This window comes from Roseibium album, from assembly GCF_965233825.1.
In the GTDB taxonomy this organism is placed as follows: Bacteria; Pseudomonadota; Alphaproteobacteria; order Rhizobiales; family Stappiaceae; genus Roseibium; species Roseibium album.
Genome location: NZ_OZ247583.1, coordinates 5,166,990 through 5,187,581, shown reverse-complemented (window position 1 = coordinate 5,187,581; position 20,592 = coordinate 5,166,990). Strand labels below are relative to the sequence as shown.

Sequence of the window (20,592 nt, the reverse complement as noted above, 5' to 3'; positions counted from 1 at the left end):
CGTTCATCGGGCGGCCGCGAAATCGGTTGGGGCCGGTTCGCCGCTATCAGCCCTGGCGTTTTCCTTTTCGATCAATTGCCTCAGCTCCCGACCGATGCGAAGAAGCAGTCCCTGCGTGCGCCGCTTCAAGACACGTGGTTGCGAGAAAACAGTTGTCGATTCCGCCTGTTTTGCCGCAGATGGCCGGGACAGGCGAGGGAGAGTTTCTGGATCGACGCCCGGCATCTTGGCAAGCTCGATCCCGTTGTGAGCGTAGTTCATGTAGAGCTGCCAGGTCATTGCCGGAAGGCTTCCACCTGTCACCCGTCTGGTGGAGGTAAAGTCATCGTTTCCGACCCACACGGCTGTCGAGAAATTTCCGGTGTAGCCAACAAACCATGCGTCCCGATAGGCGTTGGTCGTTCCTGTCTTTCCAGCCGCGACCACGCCGTCAATCCGTGCACGCCTGGCCGTTCCTGCCTCGACGACATTTACGAGGATGCTGTTCATCATGTGAACCTGTTCTTCCGGCAACACTCTCTTGGGCTCGAAAGCTTCATCCCGTTCCCGCCGGTAGAGCAGTTTTCCGTCGCTGTTGCGCACTTCCAGAATGGCGTAGGCCGGCGCGGCGTAACCACCGTTTGCGAATGTCGAATAGGCGGAGGCCATGTCGATCGCCGTGACTTCCGATGAACCGATCGGCAGGGAAATGGAGTTTTCCAGCTCATGGGTCAAGCCCATCGCATAGGCGGTTTCGATGATCTTGTCGCGGCCGAAATCGAGCGATAGCCGCACGGGTATCGTATTTATGGATTTTGTCAGCGCCGTCCGCAGGCTTACGGGGCCGCGATAGCTGCGCGTGTAGTTCTTCGGAGACCAGTTGCCGATCCAGACGGGACGGTCGGGGACGATGCTTTCTGGCGTGTAGCCATTGAGAAAAGCAGTCATATAGACAAACGGCTTGAAAGAGGAGCCGGGCTGGCGAAGCGCGTTGACGGCCCGGTTGAACTGGCTTTGTCCGTAAGAGCGGCCTCCGACCATGGCCACGACCGCACCGTCCGGTATCATCGAGACCAGGGCCGCTTCGCCCGCATCTCGCAACTTGCCGTTTTCGCGCAAGATTGTTTCAACCGCGAGATCTGCCTGCCGCTGAAGGGCCGGATCGAGTGTCGTGCGCACGGTCACGATCCTGTCGCGCGCCAGAGCCGGATGCCTCCTGGCGAGTTTCTTGACTTCTTCCAGTCCCCAGTCGAGGAAGTATTCAGGCAGTTGATCCTGGGAGCGGTCAACCGCGAGCGCCGGATTGCGACGTGCACCGATGACCTGACCTTCAGTCAGCAATTCCGCCTGCACCATGTTCGTGAGCACTTCGTTGGCCCGTGCGCGCGCTGCCGGCAGATTGATATGCGGTGCAAATTTTGTAGGCGCCTTGTAAAGCCCGGCCAGCATGGCGCTTTCTGCCAGTGTCAGTTCACGGACATTCTTGTTGAAATAGAATTCGGACGCCGCAGTTACACCGAAGACGCCGCCGCCCATGTAGGCCCTGTCGAGATAAAGCTTCAGGATTTCCTGTTTGGTGAGATTGGCCTCCAGCCATAGGGCAAGGTAAGCCTCCTTGATTTTGCGGCTCAGACTGCGCTCGTTGGTCAGAAAAAGGTTTTTCGCGAGCTGCTGTGTCAGGGTTGAACCGCCCTGGACGACACCGCCGGCCCTGGCGTTTTCGACCATGGCCCGGAATGTGCCGACGCCGTCGATGCCGAAATGGTTGAAGAAACGCCGATCTTCAGTTGCGAGCGTCGCCTTGATGAGTGAATCGGGAATTTCCTCAAGCGGAACGCTGTCGTTCAGCACGATGCCTCTTCGCCCGATTTCCTTGCCGAACCGGTCCTGGAACGTGACTGCAAAGTCGTCTGTCGTCTTCCAGTCGGCATAGCGGGTCGCTTCAAAGGCCGGTTGGGCAAAAGCGAGGACAATGATGAAACCACCAAGGCCGAAAGTCAGACCGTCAGATGAAAGCTCGGCGAGCCCGCGCCATATTCCTTTTGCGCGAAACCGGCGCAAAAAGGCATCGTAGCCTTCAAACAACCGGCGAAGGGCAGACCCGCTTTTCCACAGCGCGGTATCCACAAAGGCGTCCATCGACAGAAAAAAACGCCGGATCCTGTGCGTCTTGTGCGGCGCGCCATTGTTGGCGGTTTTATTTGAATGCTGTTCTTGTGCCACGCGAACAGGATCTCCGGATCAGGTGCAATACAATCAAACTAGCTCTTTTTGAACGGCGTGAAAACCGGTCTCCAGGGGCATCAACAACTGCTCCCAGATTATTGATCCCGTTGGCAGAAGCGAGGGGGCGCATCGTGGTCACATGGATCCGTGTTGCCGTGCCGGTCTTTGCGTGATAGGCGCAACAGGCCAACCCCACTCATCCAGGCAGGCCCATGACCATTGTGTCCAACAATAATGAAGAAACTGCACCGTTCTGGAAAACGAAATCGCTGGACGACATGTCGACCAGGGAGTGGGAATCTCTTTGCGACGGATGCGCACGCTGTTGCCTGAACAAGCTGGAAGACTGGGACACCGGCGAGATCGTCTGGACCAATGTCGCCTGCACCCTTCTGGACGGTGACAGCTGCCGCTGCGTCGACTACGAAAACAGGGCAGCTACCGTGCCGGATTGCATTCAGCTGACACCGGGAGAAGTGAGAACGCTGACCTGGCTGCCGCCAACCTGTGCCTATCGACTGGTCCGTGAAGGACTGGATCTATACTGGTGGCACCCCCTGGTTTCCGGTGAAAGCGACACTGTGCATCAGGCCGGCATTTCCGTGCGAGGGAAAACCGTTCCTGAGGACGGTATGGAACTTGACCAATATGAATATCATGTCGTGACGTGGCCCGGTGAACTTCCCGGTGGGGATTGATAACCCGTCCTTCAGCCTGTCAGCAGAAAAGCCTCAACATGCCGGCGCAGTCTGGCTTCAAGTTCCGAACGATCCGTCATCTGATGACTTTTCAGCAGGATTGCACCATGGATCATGAAGGCAATTAAGCCGTCCACCATTTCTTCCGGGGTCCTGTCCTTGCGCAGTGCCGGTGAAAGGGCTTTCGAGCCTTGCCATATTTCGAGGAAAGTAGCCAGTTCGGCATCGAGGGCATCCAGCGTCTCAACGAATTCAACCGCGCAATTCGGCTTGGTCACTCCGATATTGTCCAGGAACAGACGCAGGATCGTGGGACTGTCTGTGATCACCGAAATCAACGCCATCATTCGCAGGAGGAGCAAACCGACCGGATCCGATAGGTCGAGTTGCTGACTGGCCTCTGTTTCCGGCCCCGTCCGCAGGGCCTCGAGCCTGTCCCGCAGCACATATGACAACAAACCGTCCATATCGCCGAAATGGGAAAAAACGGTTCCTTTGGCGACACCTGCTTGTGTGGCAACAGCCTCGGCGGTCACCAGTTCCAGGCCATGCCTATCGCTCAATTCCCTTGCAGCCTGAAGTACTCGGGCACGGGTGGCGATGCTGCGTTGCTGGGGTTTGCGTGTCATGTGACCTCATAAAAATGACCGCGGTCAAATAATTCTTGACCTTGGAGCATAATAGTGTCAAAAAATGACCGTGGTCAATTTTTATGTCGGCAAAAGCCATTCAACAAGAGAGTGAGAAGATGACACGCATACTGGTTCTCGACGGACATCCTGCGAACGGATCCTTCTGCAGTGCTCTGGCGGAAGAATATTCGCGGGAAGCCGGAACAAAAGGACATGAGGTTCGTGTCCGGCACCTGTCAAAGCTGGACTTCAATCCCGACTATGGCACATCGGATTTCGACCAAGGCCCGCAACTGGAGCCTGACCTGCAGGCATTTTGGGAAGACATCACATGGTGCGAGCACATCGTGATCGTTCACCCCCTCTGGTGGGGCGGGCATCCCGCCAAGCTGAAGGGACTGTTTGACCGGGTGCTGCTTTCTGGAAAGGCGTTCAAGTATGTGAAAGGCAAAACCATTCCGGAAAAGCTCCTCAAGGGGCGCTCGGCCGAGGTGCTTGTCACGGCTGATACCCCCGGATGGATCTTCAAGTGGATATACGGCGCCGGTATCAGGAAACAGACCGAAAAGCAGATCCTGGCTTTTTGCGGTTTCAAGCCAAAGGGTTATCACGTGTTCTCGCCGATCCATGGATCGGACGATGCAGAGCGGACAAAAATGCTGTCCCGCGCTGGCCATCTCGGCCGCAGGGCCGCCTGACCGGCTGGACTATTTCGTTGCCGTCGCTTTCTCCGCGGCGGCACCGGCCTCCTGGTGCTTCCTTATGTTGTGGAACACGACATAATACTGATAGATATTGCCAACATACTCAATCGGCTGCCGGCCAATTTTGGCGGCAACAATCCACTCCACATTGCCAAACCATTTATCAGGGTCATAACCCTGTTTTTCTGCCTGTTTGCGCAACTTTTCAAAGCGACTGGGTCCTGCGTTGTAAGCTGCAAGCGCAAAAAAGGTCTGGTCGGCCTGGTCGCCGGCAAGGTCAGCAAAATACTGGTCTGCAATGTGACGCAGGTATTTCACGCCTGCATGGACGTTCTTGTCGGTATCTGCCGCAATCCCCCTGATGTTGATGGGATCTCCTTCTGCGGTTGAAGGCTTGATCTGCATGAGACCGACCGCACCGGCCCGGCTGTGGGCCTTGGGATCGAATCTGGATTCCTGGAAACTCTGCGCCGCGATCAACAGCCAGTCGAATTTGTATTCTTCTCCGTATCTCTCGAACAATTCGGTGAATTTCTCCAGATCGGCTTGGTAGCTCTCGTCACGCATGTTCCTGAGGTAGTCGGCTTCCTGGAGATACTTCTTGAAAATCAGATTGCCGAGCAGGGTCCCTTTCTTCACCGTCGCAGCAAATCCGTTGATTTCTGCAAGAAGCGTGGGAGCATCGCTTCGAACTGCAATTGCAATTTCACCATCCGTGCGTATCGCAGCCTTGGGGTGCAGCTTGAGACCCTCCAGAACTTCCAGCCACAGCTCCGCCTTGTGTTGGTCGACGATCGTCATCGGAACCGTTCCTGCGGCGACCATTTCCAGAATATCTTCATCTTCAAAACGGTCGTCCGCGAGCGCGATTTGCATGGTCTTTGTACCATCGCGGGCCCATTTCCGGTTCAGGGCTTCCAGACTTTGATAGTAGGAAGCCGACTTTCGGACATATATCTTGCGCCCGGAAAGATCTTTAGGTGCGGTTAGTTCCGGCTCGCTGTCGAGTGTTACCGGAACTTCATGGACGTCTTTCAGAAGCGGTGTTGAAAAACTGACCAGTTTCCGGCGCTCCTCGGTAATCGTCAGGTTGCCGACTGCCATGTCGCCTCGGCCATCGGCAAGATTTGAGAAGAGTTTTTCGCGTGGCGTCGGGATCAACACGATTTCGAAGTCTGCAACTTTCTTGCCGTGCAATTCATCTAGGTGCTTCCCGAGTTCCGTCATCAGGTCAACGGAACTGCCCCTTTGAACACCCTTGTCGATGAAAAAACCCGTTTTCGAAAACGGAATGAGGACCCGAAGGTAGCCGCGTTCGAGAATTGCTTCGAAGTCGCCGTTGAACCGTTCGGTCAATGTTGCCTCGAGCGATTCAGCCAGTTGTGTGTCGTCAGCGAAAGCGCTTGCATTCACAAGGATGGCCGGCAATATGAACAGAAGTGCAAGTATATTCTGTGCGCGTGCCGCGATAGTTCTTGTAAAAATCATTGCCTGAAAACCCCGAAAACAAAAAATGCTTTGGGATGTTATGCGGGCTACCCGCTTTCTTTCAAGTGTGAATGTAGAGGGCTTTGTTTCCGTAGAGTTATTTTTTGAAAGTCAGGTCGACAGTGCCGATCGTAAACCCTGCCTTCATGACCCTGGCGGTGTTCCGCACCGTTCTCCGGTCAATTTGTGTCAGTGTGTCGTCGAATTTCAGAAGAAGCGGACCATTTTCCGTTTCCAGTTCCGCGACATAGGAAAATCTTAGCGCGCCGTTCCCGTCGGTTCTCACATTTGACGGGGCAATCACGTCGGCGCGTTGACCGATGTAGCGTCCGTTGGCTACCTTTTGAAAGAACCAGGTCTTGGTATCTCTTTCGCCATCCTCGTAAACAAAGTCCTCGCGAAGACGAAGTGTGAAGGTGCGCGCATTCCATGTGCCCTTGAGGTAAACAGTGAAGGGACGATAGACACCAGCGATCTTGCTTTCAAAAACGCCTTTTCCAACCGTCTTGCCGCGAAAGAATTCCTCGAGCACAAGCTGCCCCGCCAGAGCGGGCGATGCTGTCGATGCAAGCACGAGAAGGGAACAAACGAGAGCATTTCGCAACGATGTCATCTAAGCAGGACCTTTGATCATTCGACCTGCGCAGAATACGTTGCTTTCCTTCGATCGGATTTATTCAGGTGTCGAATTTCTGATGCCAGGTGGGCACGGGATCGCCTTCAGCGGGGGAGGCGTTGTAGATCCCCCTGGCGATTGCACGCGCCAGACAGGATGCGGCAGCGGCACCCAGCCGGACCATGTCTTCCAATCCGCTCTCCAGCCCGCGTTGACCTGTGGAAAGCGCAAACACCAGATCACCATCCAAAGGAGTATGAGCAGGCCACAAAGCCCGGGCCAGTCCGTCATGAGCCATGACGGCAAGCCGTTTCGCTTCGCCCTTGGTCAGAACGGCATCGGTTGCGACTGCCGCTATCGTCGTGTTTGCACCCGCTTTCAGCGCATCCAGCTTGGTGCGCACCTCAACTGCGTCCTGCGGGAACGGGTTTGCAAGTCCGCGGCCGCCGAATTCTCCGCCGACTTCAAAGGGAGCGGCCCAGAAATGAGCACTGTCGCCTATTGTGGCGCGGCCGAGCGCGTTGACCGCCACGATCGCTCCGACAGTGACACCGTTGTCGAGAACCTGTGAGGCGGATCCCAAGCCGCCCTTGAGATTGGCAGTGGTTGCGCCAGTTCCCGCACCGATTGATCCGAGAGCGAAATCATATGACATCGCGTCGAGCGCGGAGCGACCCAGGTCGCGATAGGGCGCTGCCTGGCCCCAGCTCTTGTCGCCGCCATTCAGCAGGTCGAACAGGATGGCTGTCGGCACGATGGGCACACGGACCGGTCCAACGGCAAAACCGTATCCCAACTCCGCCAGTCGTCCCTGGACGCCGGCGCCTGCGTCAAGACCGAAGGCGGATCCGCCTGCCAATACGATGGCATCGATTTTCTCGACCGTCTGCTCGGGTTCGAGCAACGCGATTTCTCGCGTTCCAGGGGCTCCGCCATGAATGGCAACGGAGGCTACGGCTGGTTCCTCTGGTACGAGAACGGTCGCCCCGGACTTAAGCTCCGTGTCGGTCGCGTTGCCGACCTTCAGGCCTGGGACGTCAGTGATGAGATTGCGGGCACCTGGCATGAAGAATTGTTCCGGGAGTGAGAGGCAAGCGCAGTTTGGGCCGTCGCCGGTCAGGTGTCGAGGCTTTTGTAGCCGCGGCGAACATAAAGCAGCGATTTGCCCGGATCGGTCATGCGCAGGTCGACTACCGTACCGACAATGATCGAATGCGTTCCCATTTCGGAAACCGAGTAGATATCGCAATCGACACTGAGCCTTGCACTGTCCAGCGCCGGACAGCCGGTCGCCAGATTGGTCCATTCGCCCTTTACAAAGCGATCCGGTATCTCCAGATCGAACCGGCCGGCAAAGGTATCCGAGATTTCCTGATGATCGTGGGTCAGGGTGTTCAGGCAGAAACAGCGGTTCTTCAGAACGGCACTGTGCATCCGGGTCTGCCTGTTGAGGCAGATCAGAATGCTTGCCGGATCGTCACTTACCGAGCAGGCTGCGGAAACAGTCGCACCTTGCCGTCCGCCGGGGCCGTCCGTCGTTACCACGTGGACCGCGGCCGCGATGCGGCTCATGGCTTCCCGAAAGCTCGTTGTGTCGAGTGGCAGCCGGCTTGGTTCCGGGTCTTGCGTTGGCATAGGTTCTGCTCCCAAGGCAGGCTGCGGCTGAATCAGCTGGTTCTGAGTGTGTTGCCGGAGTTTAATCAGCCGGTCCTGCCGTGCCTAGGAAAAACCGGCGGATAGTTTTGTGTGACACGTTTCTTCCTTCACCTGACTTGTCTACCGTGGATTGAGATTTCCGACGTCCGGCGGTAGGGATGGTCATGTGGTATTCAACGTCCTGGAGATCCGGATGACATTTCGTCAATTTGCGACCGGTGCACTTTTTCTTGCCGGTAGTGTTTATTCGGGCTCGGCATACCCTGATATCCCGATTGCAATTGCCGGTCCGATGGATGGACAATTCCGCGATCTTGGTGCGCAGATGCGGGCCGGCGCCGAACAGGCGGTGGCGGACATCAATGCGGCCGGCGGTGTCAATGGAGAACAGCTCGTCCTTGAAATAGCGGATGACGGCTGCGATGCCGACAAGGCTGTCGCAGTTGCCAATCAGCTCATCGGCAGGGGTGTCGTCTTCGTTGCCGGGCATTTCTGCTTCAACGCGTCCATCCCTGCCAGCGAAGTCTATGCGGATGCGGGGATCGTCCAGATTTCGCCAGCAACCACGTTGCCGAAGTTTACAGACGAACGTCCCGGACCAGGTGTTTTCCGACTGGCGCCGAGGGACGATCAGCAAGCAGACGTTGCCGGGCGTTTTCTTGTCGACAATTTTGGTGATGCCCGGATTGCTATCCTTCATGACAAGACCGCCTATGGCAAGGGACTGAGCGATGCGGTGAAAGCCACGATCAACTATCTCGGCAAATCCGAGAGCATTTCGCTCGGTTTCGATGCCGGGGAAGATGACTACCGTTATCTCGTTTCGCAACTTGGTCTGGAAAATGTCGGTGTGGTTTATCTCGGCGGCTACCACCCGGAAGCCGGGCTGATCAAGCTGGAGATGGTTCGGCAGGCACTGGATGCTGTGCTGGTGTCCGGAGATGCGCTAATGGCGGACGAATTTATCGCGGTTGCCGGTGCCGCTGGAAACGGTACCCTGCTGACCTATCCGGTTGACCCGCGCGATTTTCCCGGGACGACTGCCGTCGTTGCAACTCTTGAAGAGGCCGGCAAACCGGCGGACCGCTATGCGCTGACGACCTATGCCGCTGTCCAGGCTTGGGCCCAGGCGGCAAACAGGGCAGGGGAAACGGGCATGGATGCGATCGCGGAAACACTTTCCAACGACGTTTTCGACACGATCCTCGGAGAGGTGCGATTTGACGAGAGAGGCGACAGCAACACACCTGGTTTCGTGATTTATGAATGGCGAGACGGCGCGCCCAGGGTACGGTGACACAAATCGGTCCTGCATTGAACACGTCGAACAAAGAGCGCGCAGCCCCGGGCTTGCGCGCTCTTTGTTCGGGAAGCGTGTGAAACTCGTCAGCCGCGGCGTCCCGTGCCTTTGATCTTCAGGTTCACCTTGTCGGCATAAATCGGCAAACCGGCTTCCATACCGTAAAAGCTGCGGAAAAAACCGCCGGAGACCTCGAAACCGACGCGGCCGTTGCCTTTGGTTCCGGTGATCGTGACCTCAAGTTTGGTGCGTTTCGTCTTGCCGCGCAGGGACAGGACACCTTCCACTTCCGCCGAGTTTTTCCCGGTAATACGGATCCGGGTGCTCTGGAAACTGGCGACCGGATACTTTGCAACATTGAACATGGCCGAACTTTTCAGGAAGCCCGTCACCTTGTCGTTGTTGGTCTGAACGCTTGACAGATCGATGGTGACATTGACACGGCTTTTTTCCGGCCTGTTCTGATCAAGGATCATCTTGCCGGACACTTTCTTGAAGGCGCCTTTCACTGAACGTCCACCAAGAACACGCACGGTAAACCCTGTGTCGATATTGGCCGGTGAGAGCGTGTAGGTTCCCGAAATCGGGCCCGCGCCGGCCGGTTGCATCGGAGCAACGAGCGCAACAACGAATGCAAGAACAGTCAAAATTCCGGGAAGACGGCCCGCAAGAATGGTGTTTGAGGAGCGAATGGACGACATTTCTTGGTTCCTTTCAAGGATCACAGGGCAATCTGGCGTTTGGAAGCTCCGACGTCGGGCTCTTCAAGTCCTTGCTTCCTCGGCCATTGACCTTGCGAATTTTGGCATTCCAGGCGCTGATGCCCAGTGACGTCCGTCACAAGCAATGCCCTGACCACCTTTCGTCTACGTTGCGTTCGAACACCTGGTTTGCGGATGTCGGGTGATTGAACGGCACGTGAACACGGAGTTCCGCGTTAACCCTTCGGTAAGAAAATAGCGGCTCCGCAGTTCTTTCAAGGGACCGAACGCGATAAATTCCCGGAAAACCTGGGAAGTGTCATGCGTCTATTCTCTTGTTGCCGGCTTGCAGTGTTGCTTGTGCTGTTGGTTTCGTTGAACGGCTTTCATCCGTCCGCGGCCGCCGCCGAACTTGTCGGATTTTCCGACAACAGGTTCAGGCCAGGTACGATCGTCATCAGAAATTCCGAAAAACGCCTCTACCTCGTGTTGCGTGGCAAGCGTGCTATTCGGTATCGGGTCGCTGTTGGCAAACCCCGCAAGGCATGGACAGGACAGGCGCTCATCACCGCGAAATACATCGAGCCGGACTGGTCGCCGTCCCCTGAAGTGCGCCGTGACTTTCCGCATCTGCCCGACGTGATCCGGGGCGGCGCACACAACAATCCGATGGGTGCTGCTGCGATGACCCTGTCAAACGGGAACTACGCCATTCATGGAACCAACAGACCCGGGTCGATAGGCCGGGCGGTTTCCTATGGCTGCATCCGCATGGCAAACAATGATATTGAGGACTTGTTTCAAAGAGTGGGCGTCAGAACACCGGTGGTCGCGCTGCCTTGAGCTTGGCCAGGCTGTCGCAGGGACAGCTTGCCGCATTTAGTTTCGAAAGTTTGAAACTATCTTGAAGCCGGGCCCTTTCCGGCCCACAGAATGACCTTGCCGGTTTCAGTGCCCCAACGCGAAACCGGTGGGGTCTTTTGCCTTGAAAACCCCTCCGTTACATCTTGCGACAAACTCACCATCGATCCGGCACATCTCTGCGACAGTTGTGCGGTAAAGTTTCGCTAAATCCCAGTTTGGGTTTTTGAACTTGCGGAGCAGGGCAGTGATTTTCAAAACCGTACTGAATTCAAGGATTTTCCTTTGGACGCTGCTGGCGATCCCGTCCATTCCGATGATCCTGGCGCTTGCCAACGGCGCAGTTTCCGAGGACGGGCGCCCGGCGACCGAATTTCTATTGCATCCAACCGGCGAGTTCGCGGCGCGATTCATGATCATTTCGATGATCATTTCTCCGTTCCGTCTGATGTTTCCAAAAAACGGTTTCTGGTTCTGGATGGTTCGCCGCAGACGCTATTTCGGCGTCGCGGCTTTTGCCTATGCGGCCTTTCATACCGTTTTATATCTCATCGACATGGGATCATTGCAGGCCGTCCTTGGCGAATTCCTCGCGTTCGGCATCTGGACCGGCTGGCTGGCCTTTTTCATTTTTGTCCCAATGGCAGTGACATCAAACGACGCTTCCGTGCGCAGGCTTGGCCGGTTCTGGAAACCGTTGCAGCGCTTTGGTTACCTGGCTGCCGTGGCGACGCTTCTTCACTGGATGTTCGTGCACAATGAATTCGGCCCGGCCCTTGTGCACTTCGTGCCGCTGGCGCTGCTGGAAACCTACCGGATCAGCCGGGTTTTCGGTTCCGGTTCAACTGCAGCCCCTGCCTGAGATGCATTTCCAATTTGAAAGGACGAAGTCATGAACCTCACGTTTCACACGGCCACTTCACTGCTGACCTGCATCTTCACATTTCCTGCGTGCGCAACCGGGATGTTCGAGTGCGAGGCGACGGAAAAGTCGGCCTGGCTCACGGAGACACAAGTCACCGAGAAACTGACGTCCGACGGCTGGCAGGTTCGCAGGATGAAAGAGGACGGCGGCTGCTGGGAGGTCTATGGAACCACTCCGGAAGGACAGCGGGTCGAGGTCTATGTGCATCCCGTGTCGGGTGAAGTCCTGCTGATCAACCAGCGCGGCACAATTCTCTATCGAAAAGAGAGCTGAAACCGGGTTAAAGCCACTTCTTCGGCTCCAATCTTGTTGAGATGTTCCGGTTGCCGGCGAGAGCCTCGGCGAGATCGGCAACCGCATCGAGGGAATGAGCTGCACGAAACTCGTCGACATGCGGCAGCATTGCCCGGATACCCTTGGCCTTGGCTTCAAAGCCCTCGAAACGAAGCAGGGGATTGAGCCAGACAAGGTGCCGGCATGACCTGTGCAGGCGGTCCATTTCCCGTTCCAGATCCTCATCCGTGTCCCGCTCGAGACCGTCGGTGATCAGCAGAACAGTAGGCTTGCCGGACAGAACCCTGCGCGACCAGTGTTTGTTGAAATCATGCAGCGCCGAAGCTATTCGGGTGCCGCCCGACCAGTCTTCCACGCCTTCAGAACATGCCTCCAGCGCTTCATCCGGGTCTTTCATGCGCAACTGCCGGGTGACATTGGTCAATCGCGTGCCAAACAGGAATGTATGTACATCGCGCCGTTCCGCCGTCATGCCATGCAAAAAGTGCAGAAGCAGGCGGGAATACTGGCTCATGGATCCGGAAATGTCGCAAAGCGCAACAAGCGGCGGGCGTTTTTCAGCCGGCTTGCGATGTTTGAGATCGATGATGGCACCACCCGCGCGCATGGAGGCTCGCAATGTTCGCCGGGGATCGATCCGTCCTTTCGGCGCAGAAGCAAGGCGCCGCAAGCGGATCTTGTCCATAGGCAAGGCCATTGAGCGCAGGGCGCGTTTTGCCGCTGCGACTTCCTCCGCCGTCATCTGGGCAAAGTCCTTGTTCTGCAACAATTCCTTGCCGGACACCGTGAATTTGGCATCGACCTCGACCTCGGGGACTGTTTCTTGCGCCACGCGATCCTTGGCAGCCTGAAAGGCCTGGGACACGCGGGTCTGGCCTGCTTTCGGTTTTTCCGGTGCGCCGCGTGGTGGTGCAACCGGAGAGAGGATGGCGAGCATCTTTTCGATCAGCCCGCGGCTTTGCCAATAAATCCGGAAAGCTTCGTCGAACAGGACGCGGTGCTCACGTTTGCGGACAAATACGGAATGCAGTGTCCAGTAAAGATCGTCACGGTTTTCAATGCCGGAGACCTCAACAGCACTGACCGCGTCCACGACCGACGCCGGACCAACCGGGACGCCGGCCTTGCGCAAGGTACGGGCGAAATAGACGATGTTGTCGGTTATGCGCGAACGCAGTTCAGCGGGAGCCTGCAAGTGAGCCTCCCCGTTGCCCCGGCCCATTGCAAGGAGCCCAAACACCCGAGCCTCTCTGATATGGAACAGGAGGGCCTGACGGATGTCTGTTAGGAATTGCCGCCCCGTTGAGAGGGAACTCGGGGGAGGAGAGGATATGGTTCACAAAGGTCACAATCTCAGATCGCCGGCATTGATTGCACTTGAGGCACATCCTTGCGGATTTCATCGATCATGAGGCGGACCTTTGAACCTCGAACCCGCTCGATGTCATCCTGATACTTCAAAAGCACGCCGAGCGTATCGGATGCCATGTCCGGATCGAGCGCGATTTCATTGAGTTCGGAAAGGGCCGTCGCCCAGTCGAGCGTTTCGGCGACCCCCGGCTGCTTGAAGAGGTCTTCGTCCGCGCGCAGTTTCTGGACGAAAGCGACAACTTCATGCGCAAGTCGCTCTGCCGCGCCCGGCACTTTTCTGCGGACGATCTCCAGTTCGCGTTCGGCGTCAGGATAATCGACCCAGTGGTAAAGGCAGCGGCGTTTGAGGGCATCATGAATTTCGCGCGTGCGGTTTGTCGTGATGATGACGATGGGCGGTTCATCGGCTTTTACCGTGCCGAGTTCGGGGATCGAGACCTGACTGTCTGCAAGAACCTCCAGCAGGAAGGCTTCAAAGGCCTCGTCTGCGCGGTCGAGTTCATCAATCAGGAACACGGGTGCTCCGTTCAAGGAGGGCTCAAGTGCCTGGAGAACGGGCCGCTTGATGAGAAAGCGTTCGTCGAAGATTGATTTGGACAATTCCTGATGCTCGGTATCGCCAGCGGCTTCCGCGACCCGGATTTCAACCATCTGTGCCGGGTAATTCCACTCGTAGACCGCAGACGCGATATCAAGGCCCTCGTAACACTGAAGGCGGATAAGGTCACGGCCGAGCGTGGTCGACAAAACCTTGGCGATTTCAGTCTTGCCGACACCGGCTTCGCCTTCGAGAAAAAGGGGGCGCTTCATCTTGAGGGCCAGGTGGAGGACAGTTGCAAGCGACCTGTCCGCGACATACCCCGCCTGATCCATGAGATGAAGCGTATCGTCGATGGATGCGGGAAGGGGAGTCTGGCTCATGGATCCTCCGGGGTGTTCTGATTTGTGGTCATTATATAGGAGCGACAACGAGAAGGTCAGCCCGGACCAAAGTAGACCAGACCCGGCACACCCGTGTTCCTCCTAATGGGCACACGCGTGCGAACCATCTATAAGGATTGAACGCGATTCAGGGGAGAGAAATCCGTGTCATACCGCAAGCTGTTTCTGGCAACCGCACTCGTCGTCGTGGTGAGCGGCGCTGCTCACGGCTCGGACGGGGCCTATCCTTCCGATCCTGTCAGCCTGGCAACGGGACTGGAACTTGCGGAAATTCACTGCGCGTCTTGTCACGCTGTCGCAATTGACGATACGAGTGCGCAAAATGGTGCCCCGGCTTTTCGTGACCTGTCAAAACGCTATCCGCTGGAAAGCCTCGAAGAACCCCTGGCGGAGGGTATCGTGACAGCTCACGACAACATGCCGGAATTCGCTTTCGCACCGGATGATATCGACGCATTCCTGGGGTACCTGACGTCAATCCAGGCCAGATAGATCCGAACAAAACGGTGGTGTAGACTTGTTAGCAGTATTGCGCGAATGCTGCTAAAATGCTGTTTGTAAACAACTATTCGCAAAAAGTTGGTTTTGGTTAACTGAGTATCCGTGACACTCTTTCTTTGCAGCAAAGAAAGGATTGGCATGAAAACCAGCTCAGACTTTGAAAAACGCATTTTGGGATACGGGCTTCTTACAGCCGAGATTCTCTACAGAATGCCGGATCATCCGAAGTTCCTGCAAAGCTTTCTCTGGCAAACAGAGGACCTGGCGCCGCAGTTTCCCGAACTGACCAGGTTTCTGGATTTCTGGGAGAGGGAGATTGATGGGCGGATACATTCTGTTCGCGTCGCGCATCAGAATTTGATTGATCCCGTCGACTTCCGGTACGCAGAAGGTGAAATTCTGGTCCACTAGAAGGCGATGGATTTAGCGCGGTGTCAGGCCGAGGCCCTGGCCGCCGCGCATGATGTTTTTCGATTGAGAAGTGAAATCCGAACCTTCACTCTCATGCAGTACAAACCCGGGCATGAGTTTCAGGGGAGCCTTGCTGGCGCGGATCGCACGGAGCACGATGCGTGTCGCCGGAGCGTCCGGACGCGGACGCAGCGGAATGACATCGATTGCGCCGAACCGGCCTTGAAGAACACTCAGAAGTTCATGAAGACCGTCCGCTCGAAAAATGACCGTGAGGCTTCCGCCTTCCCGGACGATGTCCGCGGCAGTCTTCACCCAGGGCTCAAGCCCGCGCTCGTCCAGCATGTGTGCGCCTGCGCGGCCCGATTTCGGTGACGCCCGGAACCTGTCGGCTTCGTAATAGGGAGGATTCATGATGGCGTGATCAGCCATCGATGGCAAAAGGCCGTTGGCGTGGCGAAGACTTCCCTTTGCAGTGATATCAGCATGCAGCAAATCGATGCGATCCGCGAAATGGGTGTTTTCAGGGTCCTGAAGCGCTTTTTGAGCGAGAGATAAAACGGCCTCGTCGATCTCGACAAGAGTGACACTTATGTCCGGCAGGCGCGCAGCAGCACAAAATCCGGCAGTTCCGACACCAGAACCAAGATCGACAATTCGGCCCGTGGTTTCCACGGGCAGGGCAGCGGCCAGAAAGACAGCGTCCAATCCGGCGCGATGCCGGTCTTTTCTCGGCTGATAAACATAAACTCGTCCTCCAAGAAACGCATCATGCGTGACATCCCCGGAGGCGGGGTCCTGCACCTCCGTCATGTCAGGTATCGTCTCTTGCAGGTCGCAATTCGTGTTCCAGGCCAGCGTCCCGAACAAGGTTGCGTGCCTTGTGGATCTGGTCCGCATCGACAAGAATCCGCCTTGGGATCATCGCCAGCGATCCTTCCATGATGCTCATATTGCCATCTGCGACAAAATGCTTGATGCCTGCCTCTTCGAGAATCGATTCCAGGAAGGAAATGAGGACCGGATCGTTTGTTCTGACAAGTTCTTCCATATGTTTTCCGGGCTTAGCGGCTAGAAGTGGGGCGCTTGCCATAAACGCCCTGCGGAACTGGTGTACAGCAAAAGCAGCTGTTTGTGGCATTTCAACAGTTTGTCATCGGACTGGCGTCTTGCCCCGGAAGCGTTCGCACCATATTGTCCGCACAAATATTCAGGGGAGTGCCATAAGTGGCCGTTGTCGCAACCTATTCTGACAGCCAGTCGCGCCGTCCAAACATACAATCGCTTGTGGACCTCGTGGCTCCGGGCATGGCCGATGTGAACGAGTTGATCCTCTCCAAGGCGGGCTCCAATGTTGAATTGATCCCGGAGATCGCCAAGCACCTGATCGCTTCTGGTGGCAAGCGGCTCCGCCCGATGCTGACGCTGGCCCTGGCCGATATCTTTGACTATCAGGGCAACGGCGATGTCACGCTGGCGGCGAGTGTCGAATTCATGCACACAGCGACATTGCTTCATGACGATGTCGTTGACGAGAGCGATATGCGCAGAGGCAAACTGGCGGCCCGCAAACTCTGGGGCAATCAGGCCAGCGTGCTGGTCGGCGACTATCTTCTCGGCCAGGCCTTCAAGATGATGGTCGATGTCGGCTCGCTTGAAGCGCTTCGGATCCTTTCAACTGCATCGGCGATCATTGCCGAAGGGGAAGTGCTCCAGCTCGGTGCGGCCAAGAACATTGCGACGACGGAAGCTGATTATCTGCGCGTCATTGAGGCCAAAACCGCCGCACTTTTCGCGGCGGCGGCAGAAGTCGGTCCGGTGATTGCGGGTCAGGATGACAGCATGAAACTGGCTGCACGTACCTATGGCATGGAGCTTGGATATGCTTTCCAGCTGGTGGACGACGCTCTTGATTATGGCGGATCCACGGCGGACCTTGGCAAGGATGTCGGCGATGATTTCCGTGAAGGCAAGATTACGCTTCCTGTCGTTCTGGCAGTCGCGCGCGGAACGGATGAAGACAGAGCTTTCTGGAAGCGCTGCCTGGAAGGCGACGACGTTGAAGACGGCGACCTGGAACAGGCAATCGATTTGCTGAAAAAACATGATGCCTTGAGTGACACGGTCGTCAGGGCACGCGACTATGGTGACAAGGCCTTGAAGGCACTCGAAGCATTGCCGCAGGGGCGTCACAACGAGGCACTGGCGGACGCCGTGGCGTTTTGTATCGCCCGCGTGAGCTAGAACACATCCTTATGAGTGTCGGATCGATTGACCGCGAAGATTTCGCCGACTGAAACAGCGAATGGTGATCCGCATTTCGGCTCACCGAGGGCGCCGGTCAACACAGGTAGCTGGTGAATTTTACCGGCGCCTTGGGAGCCTTGTAGCAGTTTCAGGCGACGTTCCATCCTATCTGGTGCATTGCATCGCGCTTGCGACGCGCCGAGCCGGGTCACAGCTTCCGACAACACATGGCCCCGATATTGCCGGGACGTGCACAAGATCCCAGTAAGAAATTCGGCTAGCAAAGAGGCGGCACAATAGTGCGCCCTGGCTTCTTGCTTGGCCGGGCATGCGTGACCTCACGTCAAAGCGCCGGCTGCAATCCACCAATTCCCAAACGAGGCTCGAAGTGCGCGCTCAACCTCCAGTGCTTCTTCTTGTTCACAAAGGCCGAAACAGGTTGCGCCGGAACCTGACATGCGCGCCAGTTTGATGTGATCACTGCCTTCGAGGGCTGACAAGGTGCTGTCAATCTCGGGACAGAGGCTGATTGCCGGTTCCTGCAGGTCGTTGCGGCAGGTCGCCAGATAGCTGGCCAGATGATCCGGGCTTTCAAACACTTCAGGCATCAATGGCATTGCCGGATTGTCGCGCCTTGCCAATGATCTGAAAACGTCGGGTGTTGAGACTTCAACCTTTGGATTGACCAGTACAATGCCGCATTTGGGAAGTTGAGGCCCCTGCCGAATGACATCACCGATGCCAGCCATGATTTGCGGTTCCTGGTTCAAGCAGACTGGCACATCGGCCCCAAGCGAAAGGGCAAGTTCGTGCAAAGTGTCTTCGGCGAGATATTGACCGGTAATGTCCTCCAGCAGCCGCAGCATCGTTGCGGCATTGCTTGATCCGCCCCCGATCCCCGAAGCAACAGGCAGTCGCTTGGTGAGATCAATGCGAAGTTTGGGCGCTGGAATCCCGCTGGAATTCGCAAACGCCGCGACGGCCTTCACGATCAGGTTTTCCTCCGCAGGACCGTCGAGATTTCTGGCAAACGGGCCGTTGATGATGAGCTCAAGTCTGTCGGCAGGTTCTGCGCACAGACGGTCGCCGATCTGCGGAAACGCGACTAGAGAATCGAGTAGATGATAGCCATCCGGACGTTGCCCGGTAACATGCAGCGTCAAGTTGACTTTCGCCCGCGCGAGTTCAACCCGGCGCTCCACCGATGTGTGTGTCACCTGCGTATTCCGTTCAGCCGCCGTTCTGGTCACTTTCGGCTTTTGCCGCATCCGTTCCGGGAACGTCGGTCATGCCATTGGCAATCTTGTCGAGGATCTTGGGTAGGTCCTTTTCCGCAGGACCGAGATCGCGGGCATGGTTCCATTGGAACCGGGCCTCGTTTCGACGGCCGACCATCCAGTACGCATCACCAAGATGGTCGTTGATGACAGGATCTGCCGGGCGGAGCTCGATGGCGCGCTCGAGTTCCTTGACAGCTTCCTCAAATCGGCCGAGCCGGTAGTAGACCCAACCCAGGCTATCGACGATATAGCCGTCGGTCGGGCGCATCTCCACGGCGGTCCGGATCATATCCAGCGCTTCATCCAGCTTCAGGCCCTGGTCGACAAGGGAATATCCGAGATAGTTCAGGACGAGTGGCTGGTTTTCGTTGAGTTCAAGAGCCTTGCGAAAATCTGCTTCTGCCTTGTCCCAGTCGCCGAGACGTTCGCGGCTGATGCCGCGGAAGTAGAGCAGAAGCCAATGCTGGGCTTCAAACTCCGATATCGTATCGATGCCCTGGGAGTAGATGACTTCGGCTTCGTCATAGATTTCGTGCGAACGCAGAATATTGCCAAGCGCAACGACAGCCTCCAGATCTGACGGATCAATCTCGATCAGGGCCTCCAGGTGCTTCCTGGCTTCGTCGACTTGCTCCAGTGCGTTGTAGTTCAGACCGACCTGGATTTCCGCTTCGCGTTTCAGGACGCTATCGTCTGGGACCCGCATGAAGGCATCGATCGCGCGGGCAGGCTGGTCCATACGTTCAAAAACGCTTCCCAGTGCTATTGCGGCAAACTCTGCATTCGGGTCCAGATGCAACGCGAGTTGAAGATAGGACGTCGACAGCTCTTCTCCGCCATCACGCCCGATGACCGCGCCCAACCCGTAAAGGATTTCGGCCATGCCCTGGGCCGGGTCCGATACCATGGGCGGAATAATTTCACCGCTTTCCAGCACTTTTCTGGTCTGGGCGATTTTCGGATGACCCCTGAATTGCTGGTCGTATAGATCGAGTGCGGCGATGGCCTCTTTCTGTCGGCCGTTGGCGGCCAAGATGCGCGCGTAGGCGTCCACGACGCGGATCGCTGCCTGATCAAGTGCATAGGCACCCTCGATGGTTGCCAGCGCCTCCTGATTTCTGCCGGCTGCGAACTGCAGATGGGCCTTGTGGGTCGCCTTGAAAACGCCAAACCAGTCCGGGCCTTTCAGATCATCGATGATGGCCAGGGCTTCGTCGACTTTTCCGCTGCCATATAAAGACCAGGCCCGGGAGATCCCGATGGAAAGCTGCGCGAGCGGACCATTCCTGCCTCTTTCGAGCGCCTGATCCGCTTCGATGTAACTGCCGTCTGCAACGCGCTGACCACCGAGAGCAAGCTGTGCGAGAAAGTTTTCAAGACCCGCCTTTTCAAGCTCGGCGGCATAGTGAACGGCCTCTTCGACGTCACCATTGGCCAGCTTCAGCAGAAAGGTTCGCTCCAGAAGCATCGTGTTGGTCGGGTCGGCTGCGAGCGTTTCCTCGTAGAAAGCAGCGGCATGTCCATAGTCTTTCTGGAAACCTGCGAGCCGGCCTGAAAGATAACTGCCTGAAAGCGTATACGGCAAATTGGAGGGGGTTCCGAATGACTGCGTCTTCGAGTCGGTTTCAGCACCGGCTGCGAGAGGCGTCAGGGCGATGGCGCTTGCCAGCGCGAGGACCTTAAACCTGAAAATCTTGCGGTCCTTCAGGGAAGCGGCGCCAGCCAAATTTGTCATCATTCCTCGCACTTTTCGATCGATG

The 20,592-nt window shown here is 56.7% G+C and carries 22 protein-coding genes; 9 read left to right on the top strand and 13 right to left on the bottom strand.

Features of this window, described 5'->3' with window-relative positions; genetic code table 11:
* Nucleotides 1-3: 3 nt before the first annotated feature.
* Nucleotides 4-2,118 (bottom strand): PBP1A family penicillin-binding protein, encoded by a 2,115-nt coding sequence (locus ACO6TI_RS23785; protein ID WP_082442454.1) that lies wholly within the window; start codon nucleotides 2,116-2,118, stop codon nucleotides 4-6.
* 299 nt (nucleotides 2,119-2,417) lie between these two features.
* Here ACO6TI_RS23785 and ACO6TI_RS23780 point away from each other — a divergent pair, with 299 nt between their 5' ends.
* Complete coding sequence (locus ACO6TI_RS23780; protein ID WP_055116158.1) at nucleotides 2,418-2,903, top strand: YcgN family cysteine cluster protein; 486 nt, start codon at nucleotides 2,418-2,420, stop codon at nucleotides 2,901-2,903.
* An 11-nt stretch (nucleotides 2,904-2,914) separates the two neighbouring features.
* Here the strand turns inward: ACO6TI_RS23780 and ACO6TI_RS23775 are convergent, their stop codons facing one another.
* The gene (locus ACO6TI_RS23775; RefSeq protein ID WP_422383495.1) at nucleotides 2,915-3,532 is read right to left on the bottom strand and encodes a TetR/AcrR family transcriptional regulator; all 618 of its coding nucleotides are present in this window, start codon (nucleotides 3,530-3,532) and stop codon (nucleotides 2,915-2,917) included.
* Between the two features lie 119 nt (nucleotides 3,533-3,651).
* Here ACO6TI_RS23775 and ACO6TI_RS23770 point away from each other — a divergent pair, with 119 nt between their 5' ends.
* On the top strand, nucleotides 3,652-4,233 hold the full coding sequence (locus ACO6TI_RS23770; protein WP_104702361.1) for an NAD(P)H-dependent oxidoreductase: 582 nt from the start codon (nucleotides 3,652-3,654) through the stop codon (nucleotides 4,231-4,233).
* A gap of 9 nt (nucleotides 4,234-4,242) precedes the next feature.
* Here the strand turns inward: ACO6TI_RS23770 and ACO6TI_RS23765 are convergent, their stop codons facing one another.
* From ACO6TI_RS23765 to ACO6TI_RS23750, 4 genes are all read right to left on the bottom strand, one after another.
* Nucleotides 4,243-5,727, bottom strand: coding sequence for a transglycosylase SLT domain-containing protein (locus tag ACO6TI_RS23765; RefSeq protein WP_422383494.1), 1,485 nt, complete (start codon nucleotides 5,725-5,727; stop codon nucleotides 4,243-4,245).
* A 97-nt stretch (nucleotides 5,728-5,824) separates the two neighbouring features.
* Nucleotides 5,825-6,340 (bottom strand): DUF3833 family protein, encoded by a 516-nt coding sequence (locus tag ACO6TI_RS23760; protein WP_422383493.1) that lies wholly within the window; start codon nucleotides 6,338-6,340, stop codon nucleotides 5,825-5,827.
* A 64-nt stretch (nucleotides 6,341-6,404) separates the two neighbouring features.
* The gene (locus tag ACO6TI_RS23755; RefSeq protein WP_055116148.1) at nucleotides 6,405-7,409 is read right to left on the bottom strand and encodes a P1 family peptidase; all 1,005 of its coding nucleotides are present in this window, start codon (nucleotides 7,407-7,409) and stop codon (nucleotides 6,405-6,407) included.
* Nucleotides 7,410-7,459: 50 nt separating this feature from the next.
* Entirely contained in the window at nucleotides 7,460-7,978 is a 519-nt protein-coding gene (locus tag ACO6TI_RS23750) for a flavin reductase (protein WP_029061613.1), read from the bottom strand.
* 214 nt (nucleotides 7,979-8,192) lie between these two features.
* Here ACO6TI_RS23750 and ACO6TI_RS23745 point away from each other — a divergent pair, with 214 nt between their 5' ends.
* A complete protein-coding gene (locus ACO6TI_RS23745; protein ID WP_422383492.1) occupies nucleotides 8,193-9,296 on the top strand; it encodes a branched-chain amino acid ABC transporter substrate-binding protein in 1,104 nt (367 codons plus the stop codon).
* 89 nt (nucleotides 9,297-9,385) lie between these two features.
* Here the strand turns inward: ACO6TI_RS23745 and ACO6TI_RS23740 are convergent, their stop codons facing one another.
* Nucleotides 9,386-10,000 carry a YceI family protein gene (locus tag ACO6TI_RS23740; RefSeq protein WP_055116882.1) on the bottom strand — a complete coding sequence of 205 codons (615 nt, stop codon included), beginning with the start codon at nucleotides 9,998-10,000 and terminating at the stop codon, nucleotides 9,386-9,388.
* 321 nt (nucleotides 10,001-10,321) lie between these two features.
* On the opposite strand from ACO6TI_RS23740, the gene ACO6TI_RS23735 reads away from it, so the two are divergent.
* From ACO6TI_RS23735 to ACO6TI_RS23725, 3 genes are all read left to right on the top strand, one after another.
* The gene (locus tag ACO6TI_RS23735; RefSeq protein WP_055116146.1) at nucleotides 10,322-10,843 is read left to right on the top strand and encodes a L,D-transpeptidase; all 522 of its coding nucleotides are present in this window, start codon (nucleotides 10,322-10,324) and stop codon (nucleotides 10,841-10,843) included.
* 265 nt (nucleotides 10,844-11,108) lie between these two features.
* The gene (locus ACO6TI_RS23730; protein WP_282046180.1) at nucleotides 11,109-11,723 is read left to right on the top strand and encodes a sulfite oxidase heme-binding subunit YedZ; all 615 of its coding nucleotides are present in this window, start codon (nucleotides 11,109-11,111) and stop codon (nucleotides 11,721-11,723) included.
* Between the two features lie 30 nt (nucleotides 11,724-11,753).
* Nucleotides 11,754-12,059 (top strand): PepSY domain-containing protein, encoded by a 306-nt coding sequence (locus tag ACO6TI_RS23725; RefSeq protein WP_055116144.1) that lies wholly within the window; start codon nucleotides 11,754-11,756, stop codon nucleotides 12,057-12,059.
* Between the two features lie 7 nt (nucleotides 12,060-12,066).
* On the opposite strand, the gene ACO6TI_RS23720 is transcribed toward ACO6TI_RS23725, so the two are convergent.
* On the bottom strand, nucleotides 12,067-13,275 hold the full coding sequence (locus tag ACO6TI_RS23720) for a vWA domain-containing protein (protein WP_235808757.1): 1,209 nt from the start codon (nucleotides 13,273-13,275) through the stop codon (nucleotides 12,067-12,069).
* A 158-nt stretch (nucleotides 13,276-13,433) separates the two neighbouring features.
* Nucleotides 13,434-14,372, bottom strand: coding sequence for an AAA family ATPase (locus ACO6TI_RS23715; RefSeq protein WP_055116140.1), 939 nt, complete (start codon nucleotides 14,370-14,372; stop codon nucleotides 13,434-13,436).
* Between the two features lie 165 nt (nucleotides 14,373-14,537).
* On the opposite strand from ACO6TI_RS23715, the gene ACO6TI_RS23710 reads away from it, so the two are divergent.
* The gene (locus tag ACO6TI_RS23710; protein WP_055116139.1) at nucleotides 14,538-14,885 is read left to right on the top strand and encodes a c-type cytochrome; all 348 of its coding nucleotides are present in this window, start codon (nucleotides 14,538-14,540) and stop codon (nucleotides 14,883-14,885) included.
* Nucleotides 14,886-15,032: 147 nt separating this feature from the next.
* The gene (locus ACO6TI_RS23705) at nucleotides 15,033-15,305 is read left to right on the top strand and encodes an usg protein (protein WP_055116878.1); all 273 of its coding nucleotides are present in this window, start codon (nucleotides 15,033-15,035) and stop codon (nucleotides 15,303-15,305) included.
* A gap of 12 nt (nucleotides 15,306-15,317) precedes the next feature.
* On the opposite strand, the gene ACO6TI_RS23700 is transcribed toward ACO6TI_RS23705, so the two are convergent.
* Entirely contained in the window at nucleotides 15,318-16,118 is an 801-nt protein-coding gene (locus ACO6TI_RS23700) for a tRNA1(Val) (adenine(37)-N6)-methyltransferase (protein ID WP_422383491.1), read from the bottom strand.
* A 1-nt stretch (nucleotide 16,119) separates the two neighbouring features.
* Nucleotides 16,120-16,356, bottom strand: coding sequence for a DUF2007 domain-containing protein (locus tag ACO6TI_RS23695; RefSeq protein ID WP_029061622.1), 237 nt, complete (start codon nucleotides 16,354-16,356; stop codon nucleotides 16,120-16,122).
* Nucleotides 16,357-16,532: 176 nt separating this feature from the next.
* Between ACO6TI_RS23695 and ACO6TI_RS23690 the strand changes: the two genes are divergently transcribed.
* Nucleotides 16,533-17,549, top strand: a complete 1,017-nt coding sequence (locus ACO6TI_RS23690) for a polyprenyl synthetase family protein (protein ID WP_055116135.1) — start codon at nucleotides 16,533-16,535, stop codon at nucleotides 17,547-17,549.
* Between the two features lie 341 nt (nucleotides 17,550-17,890).
* On the opposite strand, the gene ACO6TI_RS23685 is transcribed toward ACO6TI_RS23690, so the two are convergent.
* Nucleotides 17,891-18,769, bottom strand: a complete 879-nt coding sequence (locus tag ACO6TI_RS23685; RefSeq protein WP_422383490.1) for a 4-(cytidine 5'-diphospho)-2-C-methyl-D-erythritol kinase — start codon at nucleotides 18,767-18,769, stop codon at nucleotides 17,891-17,893.
* Nucleotides 18,770-18,782: 13 nt separating this feature from the next.
* Nucleotides 18,783-20,570, bottom strand: coding sequence for a tetratricopeptide repeat protein (locus ACO6TI_RS23680; protein WP_082442410.1), 1,788 nt, complete (start codon nucleotides 20,568-20,570; stop codon nucleotides 18,783-18,785).
* Between the last annotated feature and the right edge of the window lie 22 nt (nucleotides 20,571-20,592).

What these genes read in the sequence shown, in the direction of transcription:
- ACO6TI_RS23785 (WP_082442454.1), bottom strand. Translation starts at nt 2,118, where the DNA reads ATGGACGCCTTTGTGGATACCGCGCTGTGGAAAAGCGGGTCTGCCCTT.
- ACO6TI_RS23780 (WP_055116158.1), top strand. Translation starts at nt 2,418, where the DNA reads ATGACCATTGTGTCCAACAATAATGAAGAAACTGCACCGTTCTGGAAA.
- ACO6TI_RS23775 (WP_422383495.1), bottom strand. Translation starts at nt 3,532, where the DNA reads ATGACACGCAAACCCCAGCAACGCAGCATCGCCACCCGTGCCCGAGTA.
- ACO6TI_RS23770 (WP_104702361.1), top strand. Translation starts at nt 3,652, where the DNA reads ATGACACGCATACTGGTTCTCGACGGACATCCTGCGAACGGATCCTTC.
- ACO6TI_RS23765 (WP_422383494.1), bottom strand. Translation starts at nt 5,727, where the DNA reads ATGATTTTTACAAGAACTATCGCGGCACGCGCACAGAATATACTTGCA.
- ACO6TI_RS23760 (WP_422383493.1), bottom strand. Translation starts at nt 6,340, where the DNA reads ATGACATCGTTGCGAAATGCTCTCGTTTGTTCCCTTCTCGTGCTTGCA.
- ACO6TI_RS23755 (WP_055116148.1), bottom strand. Translation starts at nt 7,409, where the DNA reads ATGCCAGGTGCCCGCAATCTCATCACTGACGTCCCAGGCCTGAAGGTC.
- ACO6TI_RS23750 (WP_029061613.1), bottom strand. Translation starts at nt 7,978, where the DNA reads ATGCCAACGCAAGACCCGGAACCAAGCCGGCTGCCACTCGACACAACG.
- ACO6TI_RS23745 (WP_422383492.1), top strand. Translation starts at nt 8,193, where the DNA reads ATGACATTTCGTCAATTTGCGACCGGTGCACTTTTTCTTGCCGGTAGT.
- ACO6TI_RS23740 (WP_055116882.1), bottom strand. Translation starts at nt 10,000, where the DNA reads ATGTCGTCCATTCGCTCCTCAAACACCATTCTTGCGGGCCGTCTTCCC.
- ACO6TI_RS23735 (WP_055116146.1), top strand. Translation starts at nt 10,322, where the DNA reads ATGCGTCTATTCTCTTGTTGCCGGCTTGCAGTGTTGCTTGTGCTGTTG.
- ACO6TI_RS23725 (WP_055116144.1), top strand. Translation starts at nt 11,754, where the DNA reads ATGAACCTCACGTTTCACACGGCCACTTCACTGCTGACCTGCATCTTC.
- ACO6TI_RS23715 (WP_055116140.1), bottom strand. Translation starts at nt 14,372, where the DNA reads ATGAGCCAGACTCCCCTTCCCGCATCCATCGACGATACGCTTCATCTC.
- ACO6TI_RS23705 (WP_055116878.1), top strand. Translation starts at nt 15,033, where the DNA reads ATGAAAACCAGCTCAGACTTTGAAAAACGCATTTTGGGATACGGGCTT.
- ACO6TI_RS23700 (WP_422383491.1), bottom strand. Translation starts at nt 16,118, where the DNA reads ATGACGGAGGTGCAGGACCCCGCCTCCGGGGATGTCACGCATGATGCG.
- ACO6TI_RS23695 (WP_029061622.1), bottom strand. Translation starts at nt 16,356, where the DNA reads ATGGAAGAACTTGTCAGAACAAACGATCCGGTCCTCATTTCCTTCCTG.
- ACO6TI_RS23680 (WP_082442410.1), bottom strand. Translation starts at nt 20,570, where the DNA reads ATGATGACAAATTTGGCTGGCGCCGCTTCCCTGAAGGACCGCAAGATT.